The 21182-nt window shown below is 36.5% G+C and carries 21 protein-coding genes and 1 other RNA gene; 4 read left to right on the top strand and 18 right to left on the bottom strand.

Annotated features, from left to right (window positions below):
• Nucleotides 1-154 precede the first annotated feature (154 nt).
• Nucleotides 155-1357: a serine hydrolase domain-containing protein gene (locus ACHRVL_RS12295; protein WP_395413138.1), complete on the top strand. Its 1203-nt coding sequence runs from the start codon at nt 155-157 to the stop codon at nt 1355-1357.
• 226 nt (nt 1358-1583) lie between these two features.
• Nucleotides 1584-1981, top strand: a transfer-messenger RNA (tmRNA) gene (gene ssrA, locus ACHRVL_RS12290).
• On the opposite strand, the gene ACHRVL_RS12285 is transcribed toward ssrA, so the two are convergent.
• From ACHRVL_RS12285 to ACHRVL_RS12200, 18 genes are all read right to left on the bottom strand, one after another.
• Nucleotides 1936-3495, bottom strand: a complete 1560-nt coding sequence (locus ACHRVL_RS12285) for a recombinase family protein (RefSeq protein ID WP_395413136.1) — start codon at nt 3493-3495, stop codon at nt 1936-1938. The genes ssrA and ACHRVL_RS12285 overlap by 46 nt on opposite strands.
• Nucleotides 3446-3634, bottom strand: a complete 189-nt coding sequence (locus ACHRVL_RS12280) for a hypothetical protein (protein ID WP_395413134.1) — start codon at nt 3632-3634, stop codon at nt 3446-3448. The genes ACHRVL_RS12285 and ACHRVL_RS12280 overlap by 50 nt, the downstream gene beginning before the upstream one ends.
• A gap of 62 nt (nt 3635-3696) precedes the next feature.
• Nucleotides 3697-3984 (bottom strand): hypothetical protein, encoded by a 288-nt coding sequence (locus ACHRVL_RS12275; RefSeq protein ID WP_302097057.1) that lies wholly within the window; start codon nt 3982-3984, stop codon nt 3697-3699.
• A 5-nt stretch (nt 3985-3989) separates the two neighbouring features.
• Nucleotides 3990-5144, bottom strand: a complete 1155-nt coding sequence (locus ACHRVL_RS12270; RefSeq protein WP_395413132.1) for a hypothetical protein — start codon at nt 5142-5144, stop codon at nt 3990-3992.
• A gap of 15 nt (nt 5145-5159) precedes the next feature.
• The gene (gene traN, locus ACHRVL_RS12265; protein WP_395413130.1) at nt 5160-6023 is read right to left on the bottom strand and encodes a conjugative transposon protein TraN; all 864 of its coding nucleotides are present in this window, start codon (nt 6021-6023) and stop codon (nt 5160-5162) included.
• Between the two features lie 12 nt (nt 6024-6035).
• Nucleotides 6036-7325: a conjugative transposon protein TraM gene (gene traM, locus ACHRVL_RS12260; protein WP_395413128.1), complete on the bottom strand. Its 1290-nt coding sequence runs from the start codon at nt 7323-7325 to the stop codon at nt 6036-6038.
• 262 nt (nt 7326-7587) lie between these two features.
• Entirely contained in the window at nt 7588-8196 is a 609-nt protein-coding gene (traK, locus tag ACHRVL_RS12255; RefSeq protein ID WP_395413126.1) for a conjugative transposon protein TraK, read from the bottom strand.
• A gap of 24 nt (nt 8197-8220) precedes the next feature.
• Nucleotides 8221-9432, bottom strand: coding sequence for a conjugative transposon protein TraJ (gene traJ / locus ACHRVL_RS12250; RefSeq protein WP_395413124.1), 1212 nt, complete (start codon nt 9430-9432; stop codon nt 8221-8223).
• A 3-nt stretch (nt 9433-9435) separates the two neighbouring features.
• On the bottom strand, nt 9436-10071 hold the full coding sequence (locus tag ACHRVL_RS12245; RefSeq protein ID WP_395413122.1) for a TerB family tellurite resistance protein: 636 nt from the start codon (nt 10069-10071) through the stop codon (nt 9436-9438).
• A gap of 11 nt (nt 10072-10082) precedes the next feature.
• A complete protein-coding gene (locus ACHRVL_RS12240) occupies nt 10083-10697 on the bottom strand; it encodes a hypothetical protein (RefSeq protein ID WP_395413120.1) in 615 nt (204 codons plus the stop codon).
• 15 nt (nt 10698-10712) lie between these two features.
• On the bottom strand, nt 10713-11396 hold the full coding sequence (locus tag ACHRVL_RS12235; protein ID WP_070908221.1) for a conjugal transfer protein TraI: 684 nt from the start codon (nt 11394-11396) through the stop codon (nt 10713-10715).
• Between the two features lie 9 nt (nt 11397-11405).
• Nucleotides 11406-13877, bottom strand: a complete 2472-nt coding sequence (locus tag ACHRVL_RS12230; protein WP_395413119.1) for a TraG family conjugative transposon ATPase — start codon at nt 13875-13877, stop codon at nt 11406-11408.
• A 33-nt stretch (nt 13878-13910) separates the two neighbouring features.
• Entirely contained in the window at nt 13911-14225 is a 315-nt protein-coding gene (locus ACHRVL_RS12225) for a DUF4133 domain-containing protein (RefSeq protein WP_395413117.1), read from the bottom strand.
• A gap of 13 nt (nt 14226-14238) precedes the next feature.
• Nucleotides 14239-14523: a DUF4134 domain-containing protein gene (locus ACHRVL_RS12220; protein ID WP_223704658.1), complete on the bottom strand. Its 285-nt coding sequence runs from the start codon at nt 14521-14523 to the stop codon at nt 14239-14241.
• A gap of 179 nt (nt 14524-14702) precedes the next feature.
• Nucleotides 14703-15164, bottom strand: a complete 462-nt coding sequence (locus tag ACHRVL_RS12215; protein ID WP_395413116.1) for a hypothetical protein — start codon at nt 15162-15164, stop codon at nt 14703-14705.
• Between the two features lie 198 nt (nt 15165-15362).
• A complete protein-coding gene (locus tag ACHRVL_RS12210) occupies nt 15363-16556 on the bottom strand; it encodes a hypothetical protein (RefSeq protein WP_395413114.1) in 1194 nt (397 codons plus the stop codon).
• Nucleotides 16557-16612: 56 nt separating this feature from the next.
• Nucleotides 16613-17482: a helix-turn-helix domain-containing protein gene (locus ACHRVL_RS12205; RefSeq protein ID WP_395413112.1), complete on the bottom strand. Its 870-nt coding sequence runs from the start codon at nt 17480-17482 to the stop codon at nt 16613-16615.
• A 334-nt stretch (nt 17483-17816) separates the two neighbouring features.
• A complete protein-coding gene (locus ACHRVL_RS12200; RefSeq protein WP_395413110.1) occupies nt 17817-18425 on the bottom strand; it encodes a hypothetical protein in 609 nt (202 codons plus the stop codon).
• Between the two features lie 332 nt (nt 18426-18757).
• On the opposite strand from ACHRVL_RS12200, the gene ACHRVL_RS12195 reads away from it, so the two are divergent.
• Nucleotides 18758-20431, top strand: coding sequence for a helix-turn-helix domain-containing protein (locus ACHRVL_RS12195; RefSeq protein WP_395413108.1), 1674 nt, complete (start codon nt 18758-18760; stop codon nt 20429-20431).
• 77 nt (nt 20432-20508) lie between these two features.
• Nucleotides 20509-20685 (top strand): histone H1, encoded by a 177-nt coding sequence (locus tag ACHRVL_RS12190; protein WP_395413106.1) that lies wholly within the window; start codon nt 20509-20511, stop codon nt 20683-20685.
• The last annotated feature ends 497 nt before the right edge of the window (nt 20686-21182 follow it).

Genomic DNA, 21182 nt, shown 5'->3' with positions numbered 1-21182 from the left:
AAAATACAATTTAGAATGTTTAAAAACCGTTTAAAGCTGACTAACAATCGACTACCTAAAACAGTTGTTAATTTTAAGTTAAAGAAAGCTGATTTGCATTCAAAAAATGGCCTAACATAAATATTGAATTCTATATATTTGTTTTTAAAGAACGATGCAAATGATTTTCCTTAAAAAGACAAAGATACCACAAATACTTTTTTCAATACTAGTTTTAAGTTCGTGTGGTAAAGACAAAAAAACAGATACAGCTACTACCTCAACAGTCGAAGATACATTACCTAAAATGAAGCCTTTAGGACCTGAAAAGAAAATATCACAGGCCTATAAAAACTCGGTAACAGGCAGAATAAATCACTTTTACAATAAAAACTGGCCAAACAACAGCATGAACGGCAGCTTTTTGGTCGCCAGAAATGGTCAAATTATATTTGAAAGATACAACGGTTTTGCTAATAAAAATGAAGGAACCAAAATTACTGCCAATACTCCTGTACAAATTGCTTCGGTAAGTAAAGTTTTGACAGCTACTGCGGTTTTAAAATTGGTAAATGCAGGCAAAACAGACTTAGATCAAAAAGTAAATACAATTTTAAAAACGTTTCCCTACGAAGACTGCACAATTAGAATGCTTTTAGATCATCGTTCGGGAATGCGCAACTATGCTTATTTCACAGATAGAGATAAATCGGTTTGGGACAGACATAACCAGCTTACCAATAAAGATATTCTAGATATTCTGGCTACAAAAGATATTGGATTAGAATCAAGAACTGGAACTCGTTTCAGCTACTGTAATACTAATTATGCTATGCTGGCACTGATTATAGAAAAAATCACGGGGCTTACTTATAAGGAAGCGATGTCTGAAATGATTTTTAAACCTTTAGGTATGACAAATACTTATGTTTTTGATGATGACAAAGACAGAAAAAAAATTGTTCCATCGTATAAAGGAAACGGAGTTGAAATTGGTTTTGATTATCTGGATAATGTTTACGGAGATAAAAACGTGTTCTCGACTGTACGCGATCTTTTAAAATTTGACCGTGCGAGAAACTCACCTGATTTTTTAAAACCTGCCCTATTAAAACAAGTTTATACGGGATACAGCAACGAACGTAAGGGAACTAAAAATTATGGTTTAGGAATTAGAATGATTAATTGGGAAACGGGACAAAACTTCTATTTTCATAATGGCTGGTGGCATGGTAATACTTCATCGTACATTACTTTGATGAAAGAAAATGTAACGATTATTGCTTTATCTAATAAAATGAACAGAAACACTTACGCTGTACGTAAATTAGCACCAATCTTTGGAGATTATCCTTTTAATTTTAAAGACGAAGAATAATACGAATAGTCTACAGCCGAAAGTCGTAAAGCAGTTCCTAATATTGACTTTGTTCTTTTTTAAACACCAACTAATTGCGGAAAAATAAAAAGAAGCAACAGGAAGCAAACATTTGACTTTAAAAACTTTACAACTTTTGACTTTTGACTAAATTGAGTAACAAAATTTTTCTGAAGAATTTAATAGATAGTAAATTCAAATAGCATAAATTTGCAAACTCATTTTTGGGGTCGACTGGTTTTGACAGCAAGTCGAATTGAACAGTAAGCACGTCGAGCATTGAGACCTTGCTCGTAAATATAAGATCTCACACTTTTACACGGCGAAAATAATTACGCTTTAGCTGCATAATCCGAATCATAGTAAGATTGCGCCACGTCTCTACAAGGTAGAGAAGCTGGATTCTCCTAGAAAGCCTTGGTTTGTGGCGTTCTGTCAAGGGGAACCGTAAAAATAAACCTAGATTTCCATGAGCTTCGGGTGGATTTCGAAAATTAAGAAGATAAGTGTTGGGTGGTTGTTTCTGGCCTAGCTCAACAACGAAAATCTAATCAGGAAATAAGCGTGTAGAAAGCTCTTTAGTTGCTTGTTTGGACCCGGGTTCGATTCCCGGCGATTCCACTCAACGGGATAATTGGAAAATTATCCCGTTTTTTTTCGTAGATAAGCAGCCCTTTATCCTTCATTTTCAAAGAATTAACAGCGAAAACTTCATGCATTGAAGGTGTTCGATAGATACCGTCTTGATAGTAGAGATTGCTGTCGAACACCAAATTTACAAATTCGCGTTTTTCCATTGTATTTGCTGTGCTGTATAAATTGGCGACATCAGTCATAACTTCTAAATGTTTTTCAAGAATAGCAAAGGCATTTAGTGATGTAACATCATTTAACCTGGTAATGCTGTCTTTAATATTCTCTATTGAAAATTTATAAGTCGCATACCATCTCTCGTATGTATCCTTGCTTACATCATTATTAATCCATTTCTCCTCCAGCATCTGCAATTTTTTTGTTGTCTCTGCTAGTTCTTCTTTTTTTAATGATGCTTGTTCTGCATTATTCTTTATTTCAAAATTTATCGATTTCTCGCTTCCTTTTCTAATCGAATCAACCATATTACGAGGTAAACTCATTAGTTCACACGCCTGCAAAAACTGGTTATGAGATTTTATAGCGCTAATATTATTATGCTTAGGGCATTTGCACTTATAATAGTAAAAATAAGTACCTCCCTTACCTCTGGAAGGTGCGCCGGTAAGAGGAATTCCACAATGGCATTTAAGAATGCCTCTTAAGGGAAGATTGTCATCAATTATTGTTTTAACTTTTTCCGGTTTCGCTAGCTTACTTTGTACCATTTTCCAAGTTGTAATATCAATTATCGGTTCATGTATCCCCGGAAAAAGTCCGCCCGGATTTTCTTTAAAGGGTTCCACTTTCAACAAACCTGCATAAACTGCACTTATTAGAACCCTCTTTATCGCATCATTTCCTGTTCTTCTAAAACCCATTTTAGAGGCCATTTCATAAATAAGGTAAAGAGGAACGTCCCGTAGATAAGAATCGTAAATAAAACGTACTACTTTGGCTTCACTTTCTATTACGACAAGTTTACGATCTTTACCGAAGCCTTCTTTTCTATAACCAAACGGAGGGTAATTGTGCACATAACGTCCCTCTTTAGCTCGGGCAGTATATAGGCCTCCTCTAATTTTAATACTTCTATTTATATTATCTTCTTCCGCAAGCAGTAATTGAAGTCCTGCTCTAAAGAAGCTCCCTGGAGTATCATAATCAAAAATGATACCTTCTGTCACGCTTACTACCTGTATTCCATATTTCCCCTGAAGAGTTTTAACCAGGCTCATAGCTTCACCAGCATTTCTGCTGAATCGATCCAGCTGATCCACTAAAAGATAGTCTACATTTTTATAATGCTTGACAATGAATTCTTGAAGTTTGATAAAATCAGGCCTGTCGAAAGTTTTCGCACTTTTCCCCCTGTCTATAAAAGTATCTACCAGCTCCACGGCATTATTTTTCAGCCACTGGTCGGTATACATTTCCTGTCTTTCAATGGATCCGTTACTCTGTCCAATCTGACTGAACCTTAGATATCTTATCGCCCTTTTCATATAGCTCTGTTAAAGTTTTAGACACTATTATTCGAATGAATAAATTTACTAACTTTTCCTCAGTTAGCCGGCTAAGTTCGCCATAACTTTCTGAAAGACCTTTACTTAAAACTTTTTTTTGCGTTTTTTTCTTTTTCATCTCAGTTATTTTTATAAAAAGAAAAAGCCCATAAAGGGCTGAAACTAAAGAAATAATTATGATTAATATTCAAAAAAAAAGATCTTACTCCCTTGGTTTTTTTTGAATGATGGCACATATCTGATATAACCATACTCAGCTAATTCCTGAATACATTTGTGATATGTATTTACAGATGAAAGCTTCGCTAAAGCTGCAATATCACGACCAAACGCCTCAATAGGATTAATAAAGCCTTTATCTCTTCTGTAATGCAATAATGAGACGTAAATAGCAATATGGGTTGAGCTAATTCGAAAGTCATTATTAATTGCAGAAAAAAAATCCGATAAAGGCCTTAAAGTTTCCATAATTCTTAAAGTGTAGGAGTTTTTCTTTTCTTTACTTTATTATCTTTCCTTACTGAATCACCTTCATCAGAATCTAGATTTTTTTTTTGATCTTTAGAAACTGATTCTTTTTGAGATTCAGCCTTCTTCTCTTCCTTGCTCTCTCGATGATTAATTCTTTGTAAATTTTCATCATAAACATTAACAGTCTTAAACTGGGGATTTGCCTCCACATACATTTTACTTTCAGTACCGCCTACAACAAAAGTCGCCGACTGAAGATTTCCTTTCTTTAGCGAATTCAAAAGGTCTTCTTTATACTTCGGAGTACTCAGTTCCTTTATTGAATGTTTTGCCAGACTTGCTTCCAGATCATACCCGTAGTTCTGATGGTATTGATTAAGTTTAAAATTTCCCTGAGAATCTGATTCTTTGAAGTTCATTTTTAACCAGCAATTATAACTCTCCCCTTCTCTATTTTTAAGATCTTTATTGACAGATCTGCCTTCCATCAAATTATAAGCCTCTTTCATTGTAATACTGGCGCTGTCTTTGTTGATGTAAAAGGTGTGTTCCAGACCAGGTTTATTCTCTTCTTTCTGGAGATTGACATGATAGGAATTAAAAAAGTACATATCTGTCTGCTCAGACTTTTTAAAATTTAAATCTACAGTTAGGGTATCTTTATTGGGAATACCATTGTTCATAATGCCGGTGTGCATAATTTTAAAATCCTGATCACCTTTCATCATTTTCTCTCTCAGTTCAGCATCAAACGTCTCTCCAAAGCCAGTGTATTTCAGCTGGTCTTTCAGGAATTCAAAATTTTTCTGATTCATAATATTTGTATTTAAATTGTTATCTAATATTTCTTTGCTCTCCCTAAACAGTTTGGCAAATCCAGTAAGTTCAAAAGCTTCATTATCGGACGTATTAATTCCGCTCTCTAAAACTATTCGTAAGTCATCAATAACTGATTCAACCGGCAGGCTCTGAAAATAATTCGCATCATTGGTCATAACCAGACAGTACTCCTTCGCATCCAATGGGTTTCTAAAAAACTCAATTGTGTTGGTATCAGTCACCTCATCGGTATTAAAGGCGGTAAATCGATGGCCGTTATAAGCCATTTCCTCAGCAAACGACAGCATCATTTCAGTGTCAGCTAAATTGATTATCATAATTTATTTTAAAGCTTAAAAAGTGTCACTGCTTAATTCGGAAATCGGAAAAACCAGATCAGTCAGATTATTATTTATATCTACTTCCAAATGTCTTCCGCCGTTTTTTTCAATCATCTGAATCGTTAGATACTTATTCTCAGGTATAGTAAATTTCTCCAGCGCATAAACTTTTATTATTTCAGATTTATAAGGAATTACAGAAGAAGATGAAGTCGTGTACAAAGGCTGCAGTTCAATTTCCTGTGAGGCAGTTCGTTTTGATTTTCTCTTATCCCTGATAAAAAAACGAAACTGATCAATATCATAGTTAATCTTTGATTTGTTTTCAAAAACAACACGCAGATACAAAACATCCTGTTGGATAAAGATCCCGTTGACCTCCAGTCTGATCTGATACTTTGATTTTTTTAAACCACTGATTTTTTTCTTTTTGGAATACGCAGCCAAAGCACACTGTTCAATTCTTTTCTGATTTTCGTTTTCTAAAGAAAACAGCACATCCCTGCTTGCAGCCACTGCATTTTCAGCCTTAAAATTTAAGTCAGGGCACGAATCGTCATAATTCAGTACAAAAACGTACAATTTCCCGTCAGAAGTTACAACTGTCAGATTGGTCTGGAAAAAATGCTGTTTAGCAGCTTTTACAAGTAATATATTCTCAACTCCTTTTGCTTTCTGTACAAGCACTTCTGCGCTTCCTTTATCTATACTCTTGATTGTATAAGGAAAAATAATGCTTGTGGTTTTAGAAAAACCTATTTGTAGATTTTTATACTGGTCTTCGTAAAACACAGTTTCCCTTGCGTTTGACTGTGGATTAACTGAAACACAAACCAGCAGCAAACTGATTAAAAACAAATAATTCGCTCTTTTCATATTTTCTCTCTTTTAAGGTTTTAAATTCTTTTGTTTTTCATCATACAGCAGCACCTGATACCCTGCCTTTACAACCACTTTTATGAGTTTTACCTTTTTGCTCATAAGACTTTTGGCTGCCTCGATGCCCATACCTGCGGCCTGTGCTCCCCATGAATCCGAAATCCCGGTAAGACCGAGAGTCTGAATGGATCTGTCAGCTGATGCTTTAGCCACATCCCTGTTAATTGCTCCGGGAATATAGATGCCGTCAATCCCGTCCATATCATAGACTGCCAGCTCGACGGGAAATATCGAATTATTGTACTGGATGTTTGTGATTTTTACCTCAAGCCTCTCCCCTTTTAAAGCCGCCATACCATACAGAAAAGTATTTCTGGGTATCATTGTTCCTTGGAGAAAAATATCATTCGTAAGTCTTAATTTAACCACCGAGCCATTGACAATAGTCTGCGTCTGATGCACAACTGCTTCAATAGAATTTTGAATTTCTTCAGCAGGCTGTGCTTCGTCCAGCGAATAAAATTCATTTGTTTTCAAAGAGGTCTGCCAATCGGCATTCCGCTGAAGTGAGCTTATGTTATTCTCTGCTTCTTTTTTCTGCACTGAATATATTTTGCCTTTTTTGCTCTCAGATGTTTGTTTAAGCCTTTCCTGCACGCGCTGCGGATGCTGTATATCCAAAATATTTTCCAGCATACCACCTAATTGCTGAAGTTCCGGATCAGGTTCCTGCGGTGCGCTCATGGCTGACATAAGTCCTTCGAGTTTTCTAATTTCTTCTGCTTCACCTCCAGAAGTGCCGTAATTCTCAAATTCCCTCATGTCCTGACCGTAAGTCGCGACAGTTGGCTGGCTGATTACTTTTTCAAGAGCCCTGAGCTTCTCATAAACTTTCTGTTCATTGCGGTCCTGAAAAGACTGAGAATTAAAAGCCGATCTGCTTTTTGGAAGCATGCGGGATTCAAAATCACTTGTGGAAAAAGAATCTGCTTTATCTTCCGAGACTTTATTATCAATATAGTTAGGATCTTTTTTTATCTGCTCGCGCAGTTTTATAGAATCAACTGCCGCCTGATCGTAATAGCTCATCTTATCCAGTGCTGAATCTTCTTTAAATTTAGGCAGAGGCAGATTAAAATTGAATCCTTTCTTTTCATCCTTCCCTGCCATCTTGGATTCCATTCTTCCGCCACCTAATGAATAAAATAAGAATGTGAGAAATGGAAATGTTATAAGAGGGAGCATTAAAAGCATCTTTCTCTTTTTAGATTCCTTTGGAGATAATGTTTTCTCTTGCATAATTTTAGTTTTTTAAATTGATCGTCTTAATTTTTGAAGCTGTTGAAACCTCAGCTTCTTTATAAAATGTCCTATACAGGTTACAAATTAAATAACCAGATGTCAAAACCGTAAAGAACAGAAGTCCCCAGATCAGTTTTGTTTTAGAGAGCCCATCTGTGACTCTCTTCATTTTTTCTGCCCATTTTTTCTGCAATAGCAGATAATACTTGTGATATACAAAAGGCTCAGTCTGTCTTGTAAAAAAGGATTTCATAAATCTCTATTTTCTGGTTTCTGCGGAAATATCTTTGTTTTCAATCGTATTATACCGCTCGATAAGAAAACCATGCGGATTATTATCGCTTCTTGATACATTGCGAAGCGCACCTTCTGTAAGCAGGCTTCTTTTTAAAATACTGGTAGTACGGATAATGTTCTGTCTGGCATAACATCTAAAACGGTAGGGATATTCACGGATATCAATGCTCACACTGTCAATCTGGATGGTCTGGCTGATATTTCCTGATATAATACCCGAATAAAAATTGTTTTCCTTCAGGTCATCATAAATCCGTTTTGCACTGTCGTCTGCCAGATATAGCGCTTTTGTGATATTCGTTTTAATGACCTTATCATCAGGATCAAGGGTAAAGAAAAACTTATGAAAGGTTTTCACATGGTCCCTTGCTTCAACAGCAATGTTATCTTTTCTTTCCGAAGCGTAAGCTTCCAGTGCTTTACCATTTGCCAGAATATATACTTTATCCTGCATAAGGCTCACTGTCTGGAAACTTTTATAGACAGCATAGCAGCTTATTATGATGCAGCCTGCAATTACAAGCATCGTGAAACCTCTTACATATCTAAATGCCGTATCAATGTTTTTCATTTTGGTAAACATATGCTTCTGTTATTAAGTCTGTTTAGAATTTCCTTTAAGCCTGTCATTCATATAGTTTCCTTTATCAGTAAAATAAGGACTGCTTCCTGCTGTCGCAGCCATGCTGCTGGTCATTCTGCGATCCGCATCTCCCATCGCATCAGCAGCCATTCCAACCGCGTTTGAAGAGGTTCTCACAACAGAATTGGCTGAATTGCCAAACATGCTTGTCACTTTATGACCCAGGGCTCCTCCTCCGCCTGCGTGAACAATATAATTGGCAACAGAAGGCACGGTAAAATATCCTATGATGCCTATTATCATGAAAATTAAATATGACATATCGGTCCTGCTGAAAAAAGTGTCACCTGTTGCCTGCACCTGCGAGAGGTCTAGCTTGAGCATGAGTTCCTGAATCTTTCCGATTATGCTTCCGAATATATTGGCAACAGGAAGCCAGAGGTAAATATTGATATATCGGGCAAGCCAGACAGTAAGCGTGTGCTGGAAGCCGTCAAATACTGCGATTCCAAATACCAGCGGACCTAAAATGGAAAGCACCACGAGCTGAAAGGTCCGAAGGGTGTCAATGCATAAGGCGGCAGCTTCAAACAAAACCCTCAGCACCTCGCTCAGCCATTCCTTGACCGAATTTCGAAAACTGTAAGAAGCTTTTTCCATCGCAAATTTGACATCATTGCCTATGCCTGCGAGCATGCTCTCATCCGATGGATCAGCACCGTCATGCGTATACTTATACCATCTGTCACGATCACCCGTACCTGCAGTCCCGACATACATCTTCCATGGATCGGTTTCTTTAATTGCTTTTTCTTTCTCTTTAAGCAGAACAGCAACTGCATTGTTAGAGCCTGTTACCATAGCTGCAGTAGCTGTAACAGTTGGTTTCATAACTCCGTTAATAAGTGCCAGAACCGACGGAAAAATCATAATGCAGAATCCTATTACAAAGGGACGGAAGAGCGGATAAAAATCGATAGGTTCTGCACTTGCAATATGCCTCCACACGCGTGAGGCGATGTACCATATAGTTCCAAAGCCTGCCAGTCCCTGCCCTACAGCAATTAGGTTAGAACACAATGGCATCATTTCATCATAAAGCTGGTCTAAGACCCCATGAAGACTACTCATATCATCACCAAGGCCCTGAGCCATGATCCTGAATGGAAACAATAATACCATAAGCACCGCTGATACTACTTTTTTATTTAATAACATCTTCATTCTTTAGTCTTTAAATGTCTGTAATCCTCTTGACGCGTAAACATCATTTTTCTCCCTTGCCCGCTGTAGAGCCAGCACGTTCGACGTGGTATTAAAGTTTCTGAGAAAAAGCAGTTTATCCTGCATCTGCTCATAGATATCGTCAACTGCCTTTAATCTTTCGTCGTCCGACATCCTGAGCTTATCTGCTGTTATGACCATCGTAAGTTCATCGAGATTTCGCAGGCTCTGATTAAGCAGGTTTCCGTAAACTTTCTCAAAGTAATTTATTTCCTGTCCGCTGAAATTTCCGCTTTTTATAAATCGGTTCATTCCGTTGCGGCTTTCCTTGACTATTGAAATCTGATATTCTACTATCTCTGATACCCTTTTGTAATTCTTTACCGCTGGACTTACCTGCATAAGCGCATCTAGAAAAGTTTTATGCAGGCTGAAGTTTCCTTCAGTCATATCTTTCACCGTTTTGTATCCACCTGAAAGCAGCTCATATCCCTTTTTCATATCACTGAGAATTTTCTTGAACTGGGATAGCTTTTCGATATTCAAAATCAGCTGCTGAATTTCTGCTGACTGCCCCATTGATTTAACTGGAATCATTAACAAAGTGATCAATATTGTCAAAATCAAAATCTTTTTCATAGTAGCTTAATTTATAATCCATATAATTCATCAACATTCTTAGAATCCTTTTTATCGGCAGATTTTGAAACCGACAGCAGTCTGGCATCCCTGCTGAAAGAAAGACAGAAATTATAATCCTCCAGCATAGTTTTGTGCAGAAGATCAATGCGCTCAAGCCTCTGGTCATCTTTTAGCTCTAGTTCTGCATCGGTGGTAATGACAAGTAGCTGGTCAAGAGTCTGGCTGCAGTTCTGAAGAAGTTTCTCAAAAGACCTCTCTATATAGTCCAGTTCATTACCATGAAACAAATCAACAGTTTTAAGATCTGACAAAGTCTTTCTACAGAGTTTCACTATTTTAAACTGCATGGAAATGATCTCAACAGTTTTATAATAATTCCGAACCTTTGGATTGATTTTTAAAAGTGAAGTAAAATAGTTACCATGCAGGTTGACTTCACTTTTTCTCGCATCCCCAATAAAATTGAGTCCCTTTGATACTGCCGAATATCCTTTCTTTGCATAGTCAATATAAACCTGAAGTGCCGCTATTTGAAGGATTAGTTCCTTCCTCTGCTTTGCCTGCCCGCTTATACTTTGATTAAAAACACAGAGCGCTACTAGTAGTACAGCTATCTTTTTCATGTTTTTTTTATTGAATTATGGAATTCCGTAAAATTGTTTCACTTGGTTTACATCTGCTTCTGTTTTGGCCCTCTGAAGACTCAGCAGTATGTTCTGCTGGTTAAACATTGTAAGGTCGTCGTAGTTCCCATCAATCTGATCAGCAGCCTTGTTAATGATTTCAAGACGTTTGAGATCGCTCATCTGGGTGGCAAAAGAATCCAGAATCAAAAAAATCTGGTCGATATTCTTCACACTTTCCTCGAGTATTCCTGTATATACGCGCTCCATATACTGGATTTCGCTGTCTTTAAAATGGGTATCCTGCTTGAAAAGATTCCAGGCTCTTTCATATTCCTGAACAAGCTGTGTCTGCTTTTTGGTAATCTCTCTTATCCTCTGATAATAGGTAATAATTGACTTTACTTTTGCGAGTTCTTCATAGTAGCCTTTGTAAAGATCTTTCTGTTTCTGAGTCCAGTCCGAGATCTCATCGAGCTTCAATTTGGAAAGGACATTTTCCACCTGCTTCTGTGCATTCTGAAGCCAGATCGTTTTATTCTGTAGCCGCTGGATTCTCAGGTCAATGGCTTTAATCACCTTTTTCGTAACAGCTTTTACAATTTCCAGTATCGGCAATACTGCAACTTTTTCCGCAGGTCTTGCCGAGGTGCCCACTAGCAGCAGGCAGACCATCAAGACTATTAATTTCTTTTTCATTATTCCTTTTCATTTAATTCCATTTCTCATATCCTGAGCCATTGCGGCTATTCCTTTCTTTATGTCCCCGCCAAACTTCTTCGCATAGGCATTCATTTTCACTTTCTCGCTTTCCTCTGTTGTATAAGCTAAGTATTCCTCCAGCGAAACTTCGGTTCTATAGACCTTTGAAAGCATCCCTCCCAGAGAGATAAACACTTCTTTGTATTTCCTGGCTGGATCATTGGCTTTATTTACAGAAAGTACAAGTGCCTTTTCTTTGTCTGTAAGTCCAAGCAGCTCCTGAATCTGGTCAAACTTATTCTGATATTTGCTCTGGTCCAGAAGGATCTTGCAGTCGCTGTTGTTGATAATTGCCTGCTTGACCACTGGCGAAGAAATAATATCCTCTACCTCCTGCGTGACCACTATCGCTTCCCCGAAGAATTTACGAACAGTCTTAAATAAATATTTTATATAATCCGCCATCCCTTCTTTTGCTATGGCTTTCCATGCTTCCTCAATAAGTATCATTTTTCGAATACCCTTAAGTTTTCTCATCTTGTTTATAAAAACTTCCATTATTATGATGGTCACTACTGGAAAAAGAATCGGATGGTCTTTGATATTATCCAGCTCGAAGACAATAAATCTTTCTTTTAGAAGGTCCAGATTTTCTGTCGCGTTCAGTAGATAATCAAACTCGCCTCCCTTGTAATAAGGTCTGAGTACATAAAGAAAATTATTCACATCAAAGTCCTTCTCCTTTACTTTATCTCCTTCCAAAATTGAGATAAAATCCACCTTCAGGAAATCATAGAAGCTATTGAAACAGGGAAATATCTCTGCATTATTATCCAATTTCTCGTAATAAAGCTGAAGGGCATTTGAGAGCGCTACATACTCGCTCCGGTTAAAGGTTTCGTCGTCTTTTTTCCAGAGTGCGAGCAGAAGCGTTTTAATGCTCTCTTTTTTCTCCGTATCCAGACTGTCTCCTTCTGAAATATAAAATGGGTTAAAACGGATAGGATTCTTTTCATCGTAAGTAAAATAATAACCGTTTACCATATCGCAGAGCCCTTTATAGCTGTGCCCGACATCCACCAGCACAATATGTGTTCCCTGCTCGTAATAGCTTCTCACCATATGATTGGTAAAAAAGGACTTGCCGCTGCCCGAAGGTCCCAATATAAACTTATTGCGATTGGTGCAGATTCCCATCTTAACAGGCTCATCACTGATATCAACATGAACTGGTTTTCCAGTCAGCCTGTCTCCCAGCCTGATACCACACGGACTCAGCGAAGATTTATATCCCGTTTCCATATTCAGAAAGCATACCGCCTGTTCCGTAAAGGTGTCGAAGGTGTCATTCATTGGAAAGTCAGCTTCATTTCCCGCCATTCCAGCCCAATAGATCTGAGGAGCTCCGACAGTTTCCTGCTTGGCAGCCGCATCCATCTGGGCAAGAGCTGATGACACTTTGTTTTTAATCTCTTTCAGGTCTTCCTTGTCCGTGTTCCAGGCCAGTACATTAAAATGGGCTTTAACCGGAAGCCTCTGCTGTGATAATGCCTCGTTCAGAAAATCATTCGTCGCATCCCTGGCAATCATATTCTCCCGGCTGTAGGCAGAGAGTGACTGCAGTCTGAGTCGCTTGCTTTCCAGCTTCTGGATGGTTTTCTGTGAATCCTCAATGAAGATATACTGATTGTAAATATGATTACAGGATAAAAGCTGGCCAAGGGTTGAAGCAAAACCAACGCTGAATTTGGTTTTATCGGTTGAATAACGATCAAAGTTGATTCTCGATCCGCATAATCCAGGCAGATCAGCTGCATCACCAAGTGTAAACAATTGGCAGTGTTTATCTCCTACTGCTAATCCTTCGTCAAACCTGATATCCTTAAAAACAAATGAATCTTCACGCTCTGATAAAAAACAGTATTTTTCCACAAGACCGATTCTTCTGCTCTCGCTTTTAAGCGATTCATTTCTCAAACGCTCCAGCTTTATAAATCCGCTGTCTTCCATAATCCTTTTAAACTGCCCGCAGGTATCTGCAAAATCCTGCAGAAGCTGGGGTTTTAAGGTTTCCTCGGGTACTATGGAACTTCTAAGCAGATTAGAAAACAATGAGGTTCCATTTCTTCTTCCCGCTGGTTTCTTGGTCAGCATGATATAGCAGGAATGATCCAGAAATGGTCTCTCATTAAAGAAACGCTCACTGCTTCTGGTCAGAAAACTGCTGTCTTCACTTAAAAAATCAGCTTTATAAGCACTTTCTAAGAACCAATCCTGTTTATGAAAAATACAAAACTTAGGCAGTAGCTTTAACGCCTTTATCCAGGATTGGTGGAAAGCTTCATACTCCTGGTCTGACAGCGTAAAAATTTCAGGCAGTTCTGCCTTAAAAACTATAGTTACATCGCCCTGTTTTGATAAAATACAATCATGTTCCACTGCCATAACCGGCAGCAGATCTTCCATCCGCTTCTCCATCCCTTATACACTTTTATCATTAACGCCCTATAGCTATATCTTTATAAAAACCGCTCTGCTGTAAACTTTAATCCACTTAGGAATCTGTTTTTTAGCCAGAGCCTTCATCATGCCGTATTCGCCGTAGGTATTACTCATTCTGTATATTTTAAAAACAAGAAAACCTCCCGCCGTTCCAATAAAACCAATGCAAATCAAGGAAGAAACTCCAATTATGTACAGGGCAGCAAACAGAATCATAAGACCTACAACACCTCCGCCCAAATACCAGATGTACTGTGCTTTAAGTCCCTTAAATTCTATACTCTGATTGATTCCTTTATTGATCGAATAAACACTGTTACTCATTTTTTTCTATCGTTTAAACCCCGAAAAAGGATTTAATGACCGTAGCTACCACCACCAGAAACACACAGCTTCCAAACCAGGCGGCTGCGACTTTTCCGGTATCAGGATCTCCGGCATTCCATTTTTGGTATACTTTTACTGCTCCTATCAGCCCGAGGATAGCTCCCACCGCATACATTAATTCAGTGCCTGCATCAAAGTAACTTCTCACTTTCTGGTTAGCTTCATTAATTCCTGCCACACCATCCTGGCTGTAAATAACATTACTAACCAGAATCATCAGGAGCGACGATCCCATAGCTCTAAATCGTCTAAAAAGACTTTTTAATTTCCATCTGCATTTTTTCATCACAAATCATTTTTAAAGTTATTCTTTAATAAAAAGAAGAGGAATACCGCCGTTGCTGCTCTATTTTTCCTGTCACATAAAGCCATACCGCACCAGAGAGAACGGGGAATATTCCTCCTCTGAATTTTTTAAAATACCGGTCCTTCCCAGAGACTGTCTGCTTCGCTGAGCGTCAAAAGCAGATTGGGATGCTTTTGAGATTCAAAGACCATTAGTTGGTTAATGTTTTCTCTGAGGGAGGAAATTTTGACATAAGGATATTCATCCAGAAGCATTCGCAGGTAGTTTTGAAACTGCTCTTTTGTTAGTCTCTTTTCTGCACTTCCTTTAACTGCTTCTTTAATACGCTGCGATAGATCTTCCGCATCTTCCAGGGTATCAAAAGATTTCGGAAATGAATCGGATATCGATTTTATTTCCTGCAAATTTTTAGAAGTTTTTTTTAGAAATGGTATTTGCAGTTTCTTTTCACCTGATAAGATTTTTTTTAAATCACTACTGTGAAATTTCAGTAAGATTATTAGATACCAGAAAATTATGGCAATACCAGCCGCGGTCAGATAACTGCCCCATGAAATATTTGTAAACATAGCTCCTCATTTTATCGTTCAACATTTTATCCTCCTCTATGAAAATCACCATCCGTTAAATTTTGATGGGATTTATTCTACAGGTCAAAGGAACGATAAGAATAAATTTTCTACAAGTACAACTTTTCTGTACCCTTTTTGTACCCTTTCAAAATGCCCGAATTTAAAGGGTTGTCAGATTATACACGACAATAAAATCTAGTACGATTTTATCTTACGGATTATTTTTTCAAGACTTTCAATCGCAATTTCCTTATCACGCTCTTCTGCATTATATGACTTGCTTCTCACTGACTGGTAAGAAAGGTTTCTTTTTACGGGAGTAGAAAGATAAGGTACTATACTTTTAAATATGTAGTTCATAGACTTGGCCTTAATAATTCTCGCCTCATCTGTAGCCCTTAAAATAAGTCCAATCTGATCTCCTGAAAGTATACATTCAAGTTTTGAATCTGCCTTCTCCACAAATTCACTTCCGACAGAAGCATCAATCTGTTCCTGCATTAGAATTGCAGCCTTTTTTTCAGCAAATCTGATTTCGCTGGAGAACCAGTATTCCAAAAATGAAATAAGATTCTGCTGAGACGGATTAAAGGTTAATTTTAAATCTGCGTTTATTTTAGACAGTTTCTTGCAGAAGTATAGCAGCTTTTCAAGTCTTTCAGATAAATTCTCAAAACCTTCTAAATACCTGCCTATTCTAGTAACCAGTCTCTCGGTATATTCTCTGGAATTAAAATTCATTCTTATAAGCATAAGATCAAGATTTGAAAAACCTTCAGATTCCGTAACTTGATCGTTTAATTTTTCAAGTTCGATGATGATCTCTCGATAATACAAAATCTGGCGATAGGTATACTTGCTCTTTCTGCTGTTTTGAAGTGGCGCAGCAAGAAGATCGACAACAAACTCCAATTCTAAATCATTCTCCCCGGTATTTTCTTTTTTTTTAATCACATTTTTTAAAACCTCTAGTGTCTCTTTTTTCCAAATTGAAAAATAGCTGTAGGACACCCTTTGGTCCAAACTCATAAAGGACGAATATCTGATTTCTATAAATGACAGCAAATCGTCCAGGGAACTAACGATCAGGTCAAATATTCTAAAAAATTCAGGAGAATTGAATTTTTCGATCATTCTTATTTCTACTACCCTGTCTATTAAAAAAACCAATGAAGAATGATATTTTCTTATAAGAAGTCTAATCTGCCTTTTACTTTTCAGCTCGAAAAAAGAATCTTTAATATGAATTTTAATTTTTTTTGATTCAGATACTATTGTTTTACTCAAATTCTCCAATTCATATTCCGATACTTTTACAGAAGAATTATCAGCATCAAATGAATTTATAATCAACGAATCAAACCATTCCAAAGGATAATTTTTAATCATCGTCTTATCGTTTTAATTAAACAATCTCTGGCAGAATATGGAGCTATCTTGGCAGCTTACTTTTTATTAGAACGAAATTCGGTTGGCAGCATACCGGTATGTCTTTTAAAAAATACGCCAAAGTTTTCAGCGCTGCTGAATTCTAATTCATCGGCAATATTAGCCACGGAATAGCTTGAGTCCGTAAGAAGATTTTTTGAAACATTGACAAGAGCTTCAATTATAAATGCCTTAGCTGTTTTACCTGTGCTTTCTTTTACCATCTTATTCAAATGTCCTGGAGTGATAAATAACGCTCCTGCATAAAACTGAACATGATGCTGTTTTCTCAAATGTATTGATAATAGAGTCAGGAATTGTATTACAATGCTCTCCCTTCTTGAAAAGTCAAGATTTAAGTCGGGTTTATATTTCGAATGTATAAACTTGAGTTCATATATAAATAAATTAAAGCATATCCGACGCAGCTTAGTAATTACTTCCGGTTTGTCATTGCTGTTCTGTAATACATACATTAATTTGTAAATAAGTGACAAAACTTTAAAATCCGTTTCCTGAAGACTAATCTTTCGATCTGATTTTAACATTAGAAAACTAAAAGCATCCGAAAGCTCTTTCTCATAACAATTATTAAATGCAAAATCAAAATTTGTCCTTACAAGATATAACTGGATATTATCCGTCGCTTCAAGCCTGGTGCAAATGGAATTAAATGGGATTACCAATAAATCTTTCCGATTAACCATATTAGTTTCGTCATGAAATCTGATATTCATTTTACCACTTTTGATTAAAAGCACTGAAAAATTTGAAACGGAAAATGGGACCGGTACAATATTTTTTGCACTATAGTCTGTAATATATACTACATCAATACCATCATTTTCAATGCTTTTAATCTCAGTATTTAAGATTTCTCTAATCATTTTTATTCTTTTAGTTAAGATCTCCTATTAGATTTCATCCTTGAAAAAATATTCCATCCATGTAAAAAACTGGAAATATAAATTAGACAAACAGCAGACATATAAGATATAGGCCGTTAATCTCGGACTCTCAATTATATTGTCCTCGTAAAGTACATACTGAACCAGCTGATCAGCAGCAAAAAGCTTCATTATAAAATAAAGGCTGCAAAGATTAAAAAGGAACAATAAAATATAAAACAAAGCTCTCTTTTTCATAAATCAGATAGATTAGAAAATTATTAATCAACTATATTAAAGAAGGAAGTGATTCAACTTCATTTACGTCTTTACATCATTGATGTCTGGCACCCCTACTGGTGGTGGAAGTCTCCCAATCTCTGTCCTTTCTGTCCTTTTCACTAAATAAAACTGCTTCCGAAATCGAGGAAATAGATAAAATGGATTCCTTTTCATCTGTTAGAAGTGTTGAATCCTGTCTTTTTGAAATCTCGTATTCAATTATAAAATCATCCACGATGTAGTACTGCTGGCCCCGAAGATTTCCGAGATTAACTATATACCCCTTCAGATCAAGTTTCAATGATGACCCCAGTGTACTTTCATCAACAATTATAAATAATGTTGAGACAGGATCCTCCGTAGAAGAAATTGTATCTAAAGCAGAACTGCTTTTCTCAAAAGTCTTTAGTTCATTTCGCCCAGGTTGGGCTTTTAATACTGAAATGATCTTTTCCTTTAATTGGGCAGGAACTAGAAGTACGTAATCTCCCGCCGGAACTTCCTGAAAGTTTTCCTCTAAAGCAGGCCCATTTTTAAAATCTGCAGTTTTCTCTTTGCTGATTGTTTGGCTGGAAACCAAGCTTAAATCAGAATGGTCAAAATCGTCATTTGAACATGAACCTAAAAAAATAATTAAACCAGTTAATAGTAAATTTTTCATAATGCAAAATGGTTTGGTTAATTGAGAACTTGTCTCAGTCCATTTTACCCGGGCCAGCAGAACTTTTGCTCAGTGCTTTACTGAATCTTTCGCTGTTGAATTCAAGGCAAATCTAAATTGCAAAAAATCATAAATCAAGTCCATGTATGTGGATTTTCGGAAAATCCACTATCGATTTCCATGAAATCAATAATGTATTTTTCTTACATTAAATATTGAAATTCAAATAATTACATTATTTTTGAAAGTTGCTCTATAGCGACTTCTACATTTTTTTTTATTAATCTGATTTATGCTTTCATCAGAGCATAAACTCAAAATTTCTATTTATTATGAAATGTAATTTATCGGTACTGCTGCTTCTATTTCTAATTAAATCTTTAACTGCCCAGAATACTCCGAACAGAATTCCTGATTCCCTTATTTTTAAAAGTTATGGATATCTGGATGATAAAATTTATCAATACAAAAATGACAGTCTGAAAGCATCTCCATATTTATATGCCTATTTAAGAAAAGCCCGAAGGGAAAAGAATCATGAAGAGTTAGTTAATGCATATCAAAATATGCTGCATCAGTCACCTATGGCTCTCCGTTTAAAATACGCTGACAGCATGGTGCAGTCAGCTGTAAAGTCAAGAAGTCCTGAACTGATTGGATCTGCTCAGCTATCCAAAGGAATAGTCTATTACAGTCAGAAAAATTATGTAAAAGCCTATGATTATTATATTAAAGCAAATGAAAGCATTTCCAAAACCGAAAATGATTACCTAATCTACAAAACCAAATATCATATTGCCCAAATTAAATTTTACCTCGGATTTTATGATGAAGCCATTTCTCTTTTTAATGACTGCATTGAATATTTTAAAAAAAATCAGCCCCGCCCCTATTTAAATTCACTGCATTCACTTAGTGTTTGTTACAATAAGATTGGAGATTACAATAAATGCTCCGAAACTAATGTACTTGGAATTAAAGAATGTGAACGGCTTAATATACCGGAAATGGAATTATTTTTTAAGCACTCCGAAGGAATCAATCAGTTCTTTCTAAATAATTATCATACTTCGATTCAATTGCTTCAGGAAGTCTTGCCGCAGTTAAACAGCATGACAGAGTTTGCAAATGAATCAATCGCCAATTTTTACATTGGAAAAAACTACTGGAAACTACAGCGTCAGGCAAAAGCTGTCCCTTACTTTAAAAAGGTGGAAAAAGTATTTATTGAGAAAGGTTACATTCGTCCGGATTTAAGAGAAGTTTTTGAATTAATGATTAAATATTACAAGAAAGAAAATAACCTGAAATCCCAGTTGTATTATATAGACCAGCTTTTAAAAGCAGATTCTATATTAACAGATACTAATAAGTACCTAATGGGCAAAATCCATAAGGAATATGACACGAAGGAAATTCTCCTTGAAAAAGAAAAAATACAGCAGCAGCTTGTAAAAGAGAAATATTATGATGTTATTTTGATTAGCGTGGTTGTCGTTCTGTTCTCCGCTGTCATTTACGGGACCTATAACCACTTTGAAACCAAAAAGCGCAATAAGATCAAATTTGATCTGCTACTGGAAAAAAATGAAAAGAGCACCTTCCAGAAACAGTCACCCGATAAATTCGAAATTACCGATATTTCGCAGGAGACTGTACAGCAGCTAATAAGACACCTTGAAAAATTTGAAAGGGATAAAAAATTCCTGCACAAAGAGGCGACACTAGCCACTTTAACTGTACGGTTTAATACAAACAGCAAATACCTTTCAAAAGTGATATATCATCGCAGCGGCAAGCGTTTTGTTGATTATATCAATGACCTAAAAATTGATTATCTGGTGGAACTGCTGCGAAACTCAAGCATGCATAGAAATTACTCCATAGGCTCTCTTGCTGAGGAAGCCGGTTTTACTTCCACTCCCCGATTCACCAATGCATTCCACTCTAAAACGGGGATTTCTTTCAGTTATTTTCTTAAAGAGCTGAAGAAAGAGAATTCATGAAAATATTTTTTTAGCAAAACCGTTTTCAATTAATGCAAAATTTTACTTTTGCCCGATTAATTTAAAAAAATTGTATAATGAAAGACCTAGTTGCAAAAATCAACGCTGAAATCGACACGTTTAAAACAGAATCTGAAGCTTTAGCTGAAAAAGGAGTTAAAGCTGCCGGGGCTAGAGCACGTAAATCATCTTTGGAAATTGAAAAACTTTTAAAAGAGTTTAGAAAAGTTTCTATTGAGGAGTCAAAGAAATAATTTTCGGCAGTCTTACTTACTTTTAAAAGAAGAGAATGGGGTTTTAAACCCCATTTTTTTTAGATTTTTTTTTTTGATAGTGATTCTGCCGCTTGATCTTGATGTTATTTTTAAGAGGAACTATATTCTTAATTTTATAAGCAGGGAACATTATTATTTTTTAGCAGGCAGCCTCTCCCGCTTTGCGTTGCAAAAGAAGTTCACTAAACTCCTATTGAGATAAAAAGTAAGTGTAGTAGTCTTTTATGCCAAAAACCCGGCACAAAAGGATTTCCACTGCATACGAGCGAAGCGAACTAGTGAAGCAATCGGGGCTGGAGATAAGCACACACTCTCATATAATCAAAACTAATTTTACAAAAATAAATTTAGATGTTAACAATAAGTTATATCAAATGGCTACTATAGTACTCTTTAGAGTAAAATAATACTGTTGATAAACTTTGATTATTTCTTCTATCTTAATGCATTCGTTTTTTAAATTTGACACTTAGTGT

This window comes from Flavobacterium sp. FlaQc-28 (assembly GCF_044007415.1).
In the GTDB taxonomy this organism is placed as follows: domain Bacteria; phylum Bacteroidota; class Bacteroidia; order Flavobacteriales; family Flavobacteriaceae; genus Flavobacterium.
This window is presented reverse-complemented; position numbering and strand designations above follow the sequence as displayed.

Excerpts from the sequence above, each read along its gene's own strand:
- ACHRVL_RS12295 (WP_395413138.1), top strand. The coding sequence starts at position 155 with ATGCAAATGATTTTCCTTAAAAAGACAAAGATACCACAAATACTTTTT.
- ACHRVL_RS12285 (WP_395413136.1), bottom strand. The coding sequence starts at position 3,495 with ATGAAAAGGGCGATAAGATATCTAAGGTTCAGTCAGATTGGACAGAGT.
- ACHRVL_RS12280 (WP_395413134.1), bottom strand. The coding sequence starts at position 3,634 with ATGAAAAAGAAAAAAACGCAAAAAAAAGTTTTAAGTAAAGGTCTTTCA.
- ACHRVL_RS12275 (WP_302097057.1), bottom strand. The coding sequence starts at position 3,984 with ATGGAAACTTTAAGGCCTTTATCGGATTTTTTTTCTGCAATTAATAAT.
- ACHRVL_RS12270 (WP_395413132.1), bottom strand. The coding sequence starts at position 5,144 with ATGATAATCAATTTAGCTGACACTGAAATGATGCTGTCGTTTGCTGAG.
- traN (WP_395413130.1), bottom strand. The coding sequence starts at position 6,023 with ATGAAAAGAGCGAATTATTTGTTTTTAATCAGTTTGCTGCTGGTTTGT.
- traM (WP_395413128.1), bottom strand. The coding sequence starts at position 7,325 with ATGCAAGAGAAAACATTATCTCCAAAGGAATCTAAAAAGAGAAAGATG.
- traK (WP_395413126.1), bottom strand. The coding sequence starts at position 8,196 with ATGAAAAACATTGATACGGCATTTAGATATGTAAGAGGTTTCACGATG.
- traJ (WP_395413124.1), bottom strand. The coding sequence starts at position 9,432 with ATGAAGATGTTATTAAATAAAAAAGTAGTATCAGCGGTGCTTATGGTA.
- ACHRVL_RS12245 (WP_395413122.1), bottom strand. The coding sequence starts at position 10,071 with ATGAAAAAGATTTTGATTTTGACAATATTGATCACTTTGTTAATGATT.
- ACHRVL_RS12240 (WP_395413120.1), bottom strand. The coding sequence starts at position 10,697 with ATGAAAAAGATAGCTGTACTACTAGTAGCGCTCTGTGTTTTTAATCAA.
- ACHRVL_RS12235 (WP_070908221.1), bottom strand. The coding sequence starts at position 11,396 with ATGAAAAAGAAATTAATAGTCTTGATGGTCTGCCTGCTGCTAGTGGGC.
- ACHRVL_RS12230 (WP_395413119.1), bottom strand. The coding sequence starts at position 13,877 with ATGGAGAAGCGGATGGAAGATCTGCTGCCGGTTATGGCAGTGGAACAT.
- ACHRVL_RS12225 (WP_395413117.1), bottom strand. The coding sequence starts at position 14,225 with ATGAGTAACAGTGTTTATTCGATCAATAAAGGAATCAATCAGAGTATA.
- ACHRVL_RS12220 (WP_223704658.1), bottom strand. The coding sequence starts at position 14,523 with ATGGGATCGTCGCTCCTGATGATTCTGGTTAGTAATGTTATTTACAGC.
- ACHRVL_RS12215 (WP_395413116.1), bottom strand. The coding sequence starts at position 15,164 with ATGTTTACAAATATTTCATGGGGCAGTTATCTGACCGCGGCTGGTATT.
- ACHRVL_RS12210 (WP_395413114.1), bottom strand. The coding sequence starts at position 16,556 with ATGATTAAAAATTATCCTTTGGAATGGTTTGATTCGTTGATTATAAAT.
- ACHRVL_RS12205 (WP_395413112.1), bottom strand. The coding sequence starts at position 17,482 with ATGATTAGAGAAATCTTAAATACTGAGATTAAAAGCATTGAAAATGAT.
- ACHRVL_RS12200 (WP_395413110.1), bottom strand. The coding sequence starts at position 18,425 with ATGAAAAATTTACTATTAACTGGTTTAATTATTTTTTTAGGTTCATGT.
- ACHRVL_RS12195 (WP_395413108.1), top strand. The coding sequence starts at position 18,758 with ATGAAATGTAATTTATCGGTACTGCTGCTTCTATTTCTAATTAAATCT.
- ACHRVL_RS12190 (WP_395413106.1), top strand. The coding sequence starts at position 20,509 with ATGAAAGACCTAGTTGCAAAAATCAACGCTGAAATCGACACGTTTAAA.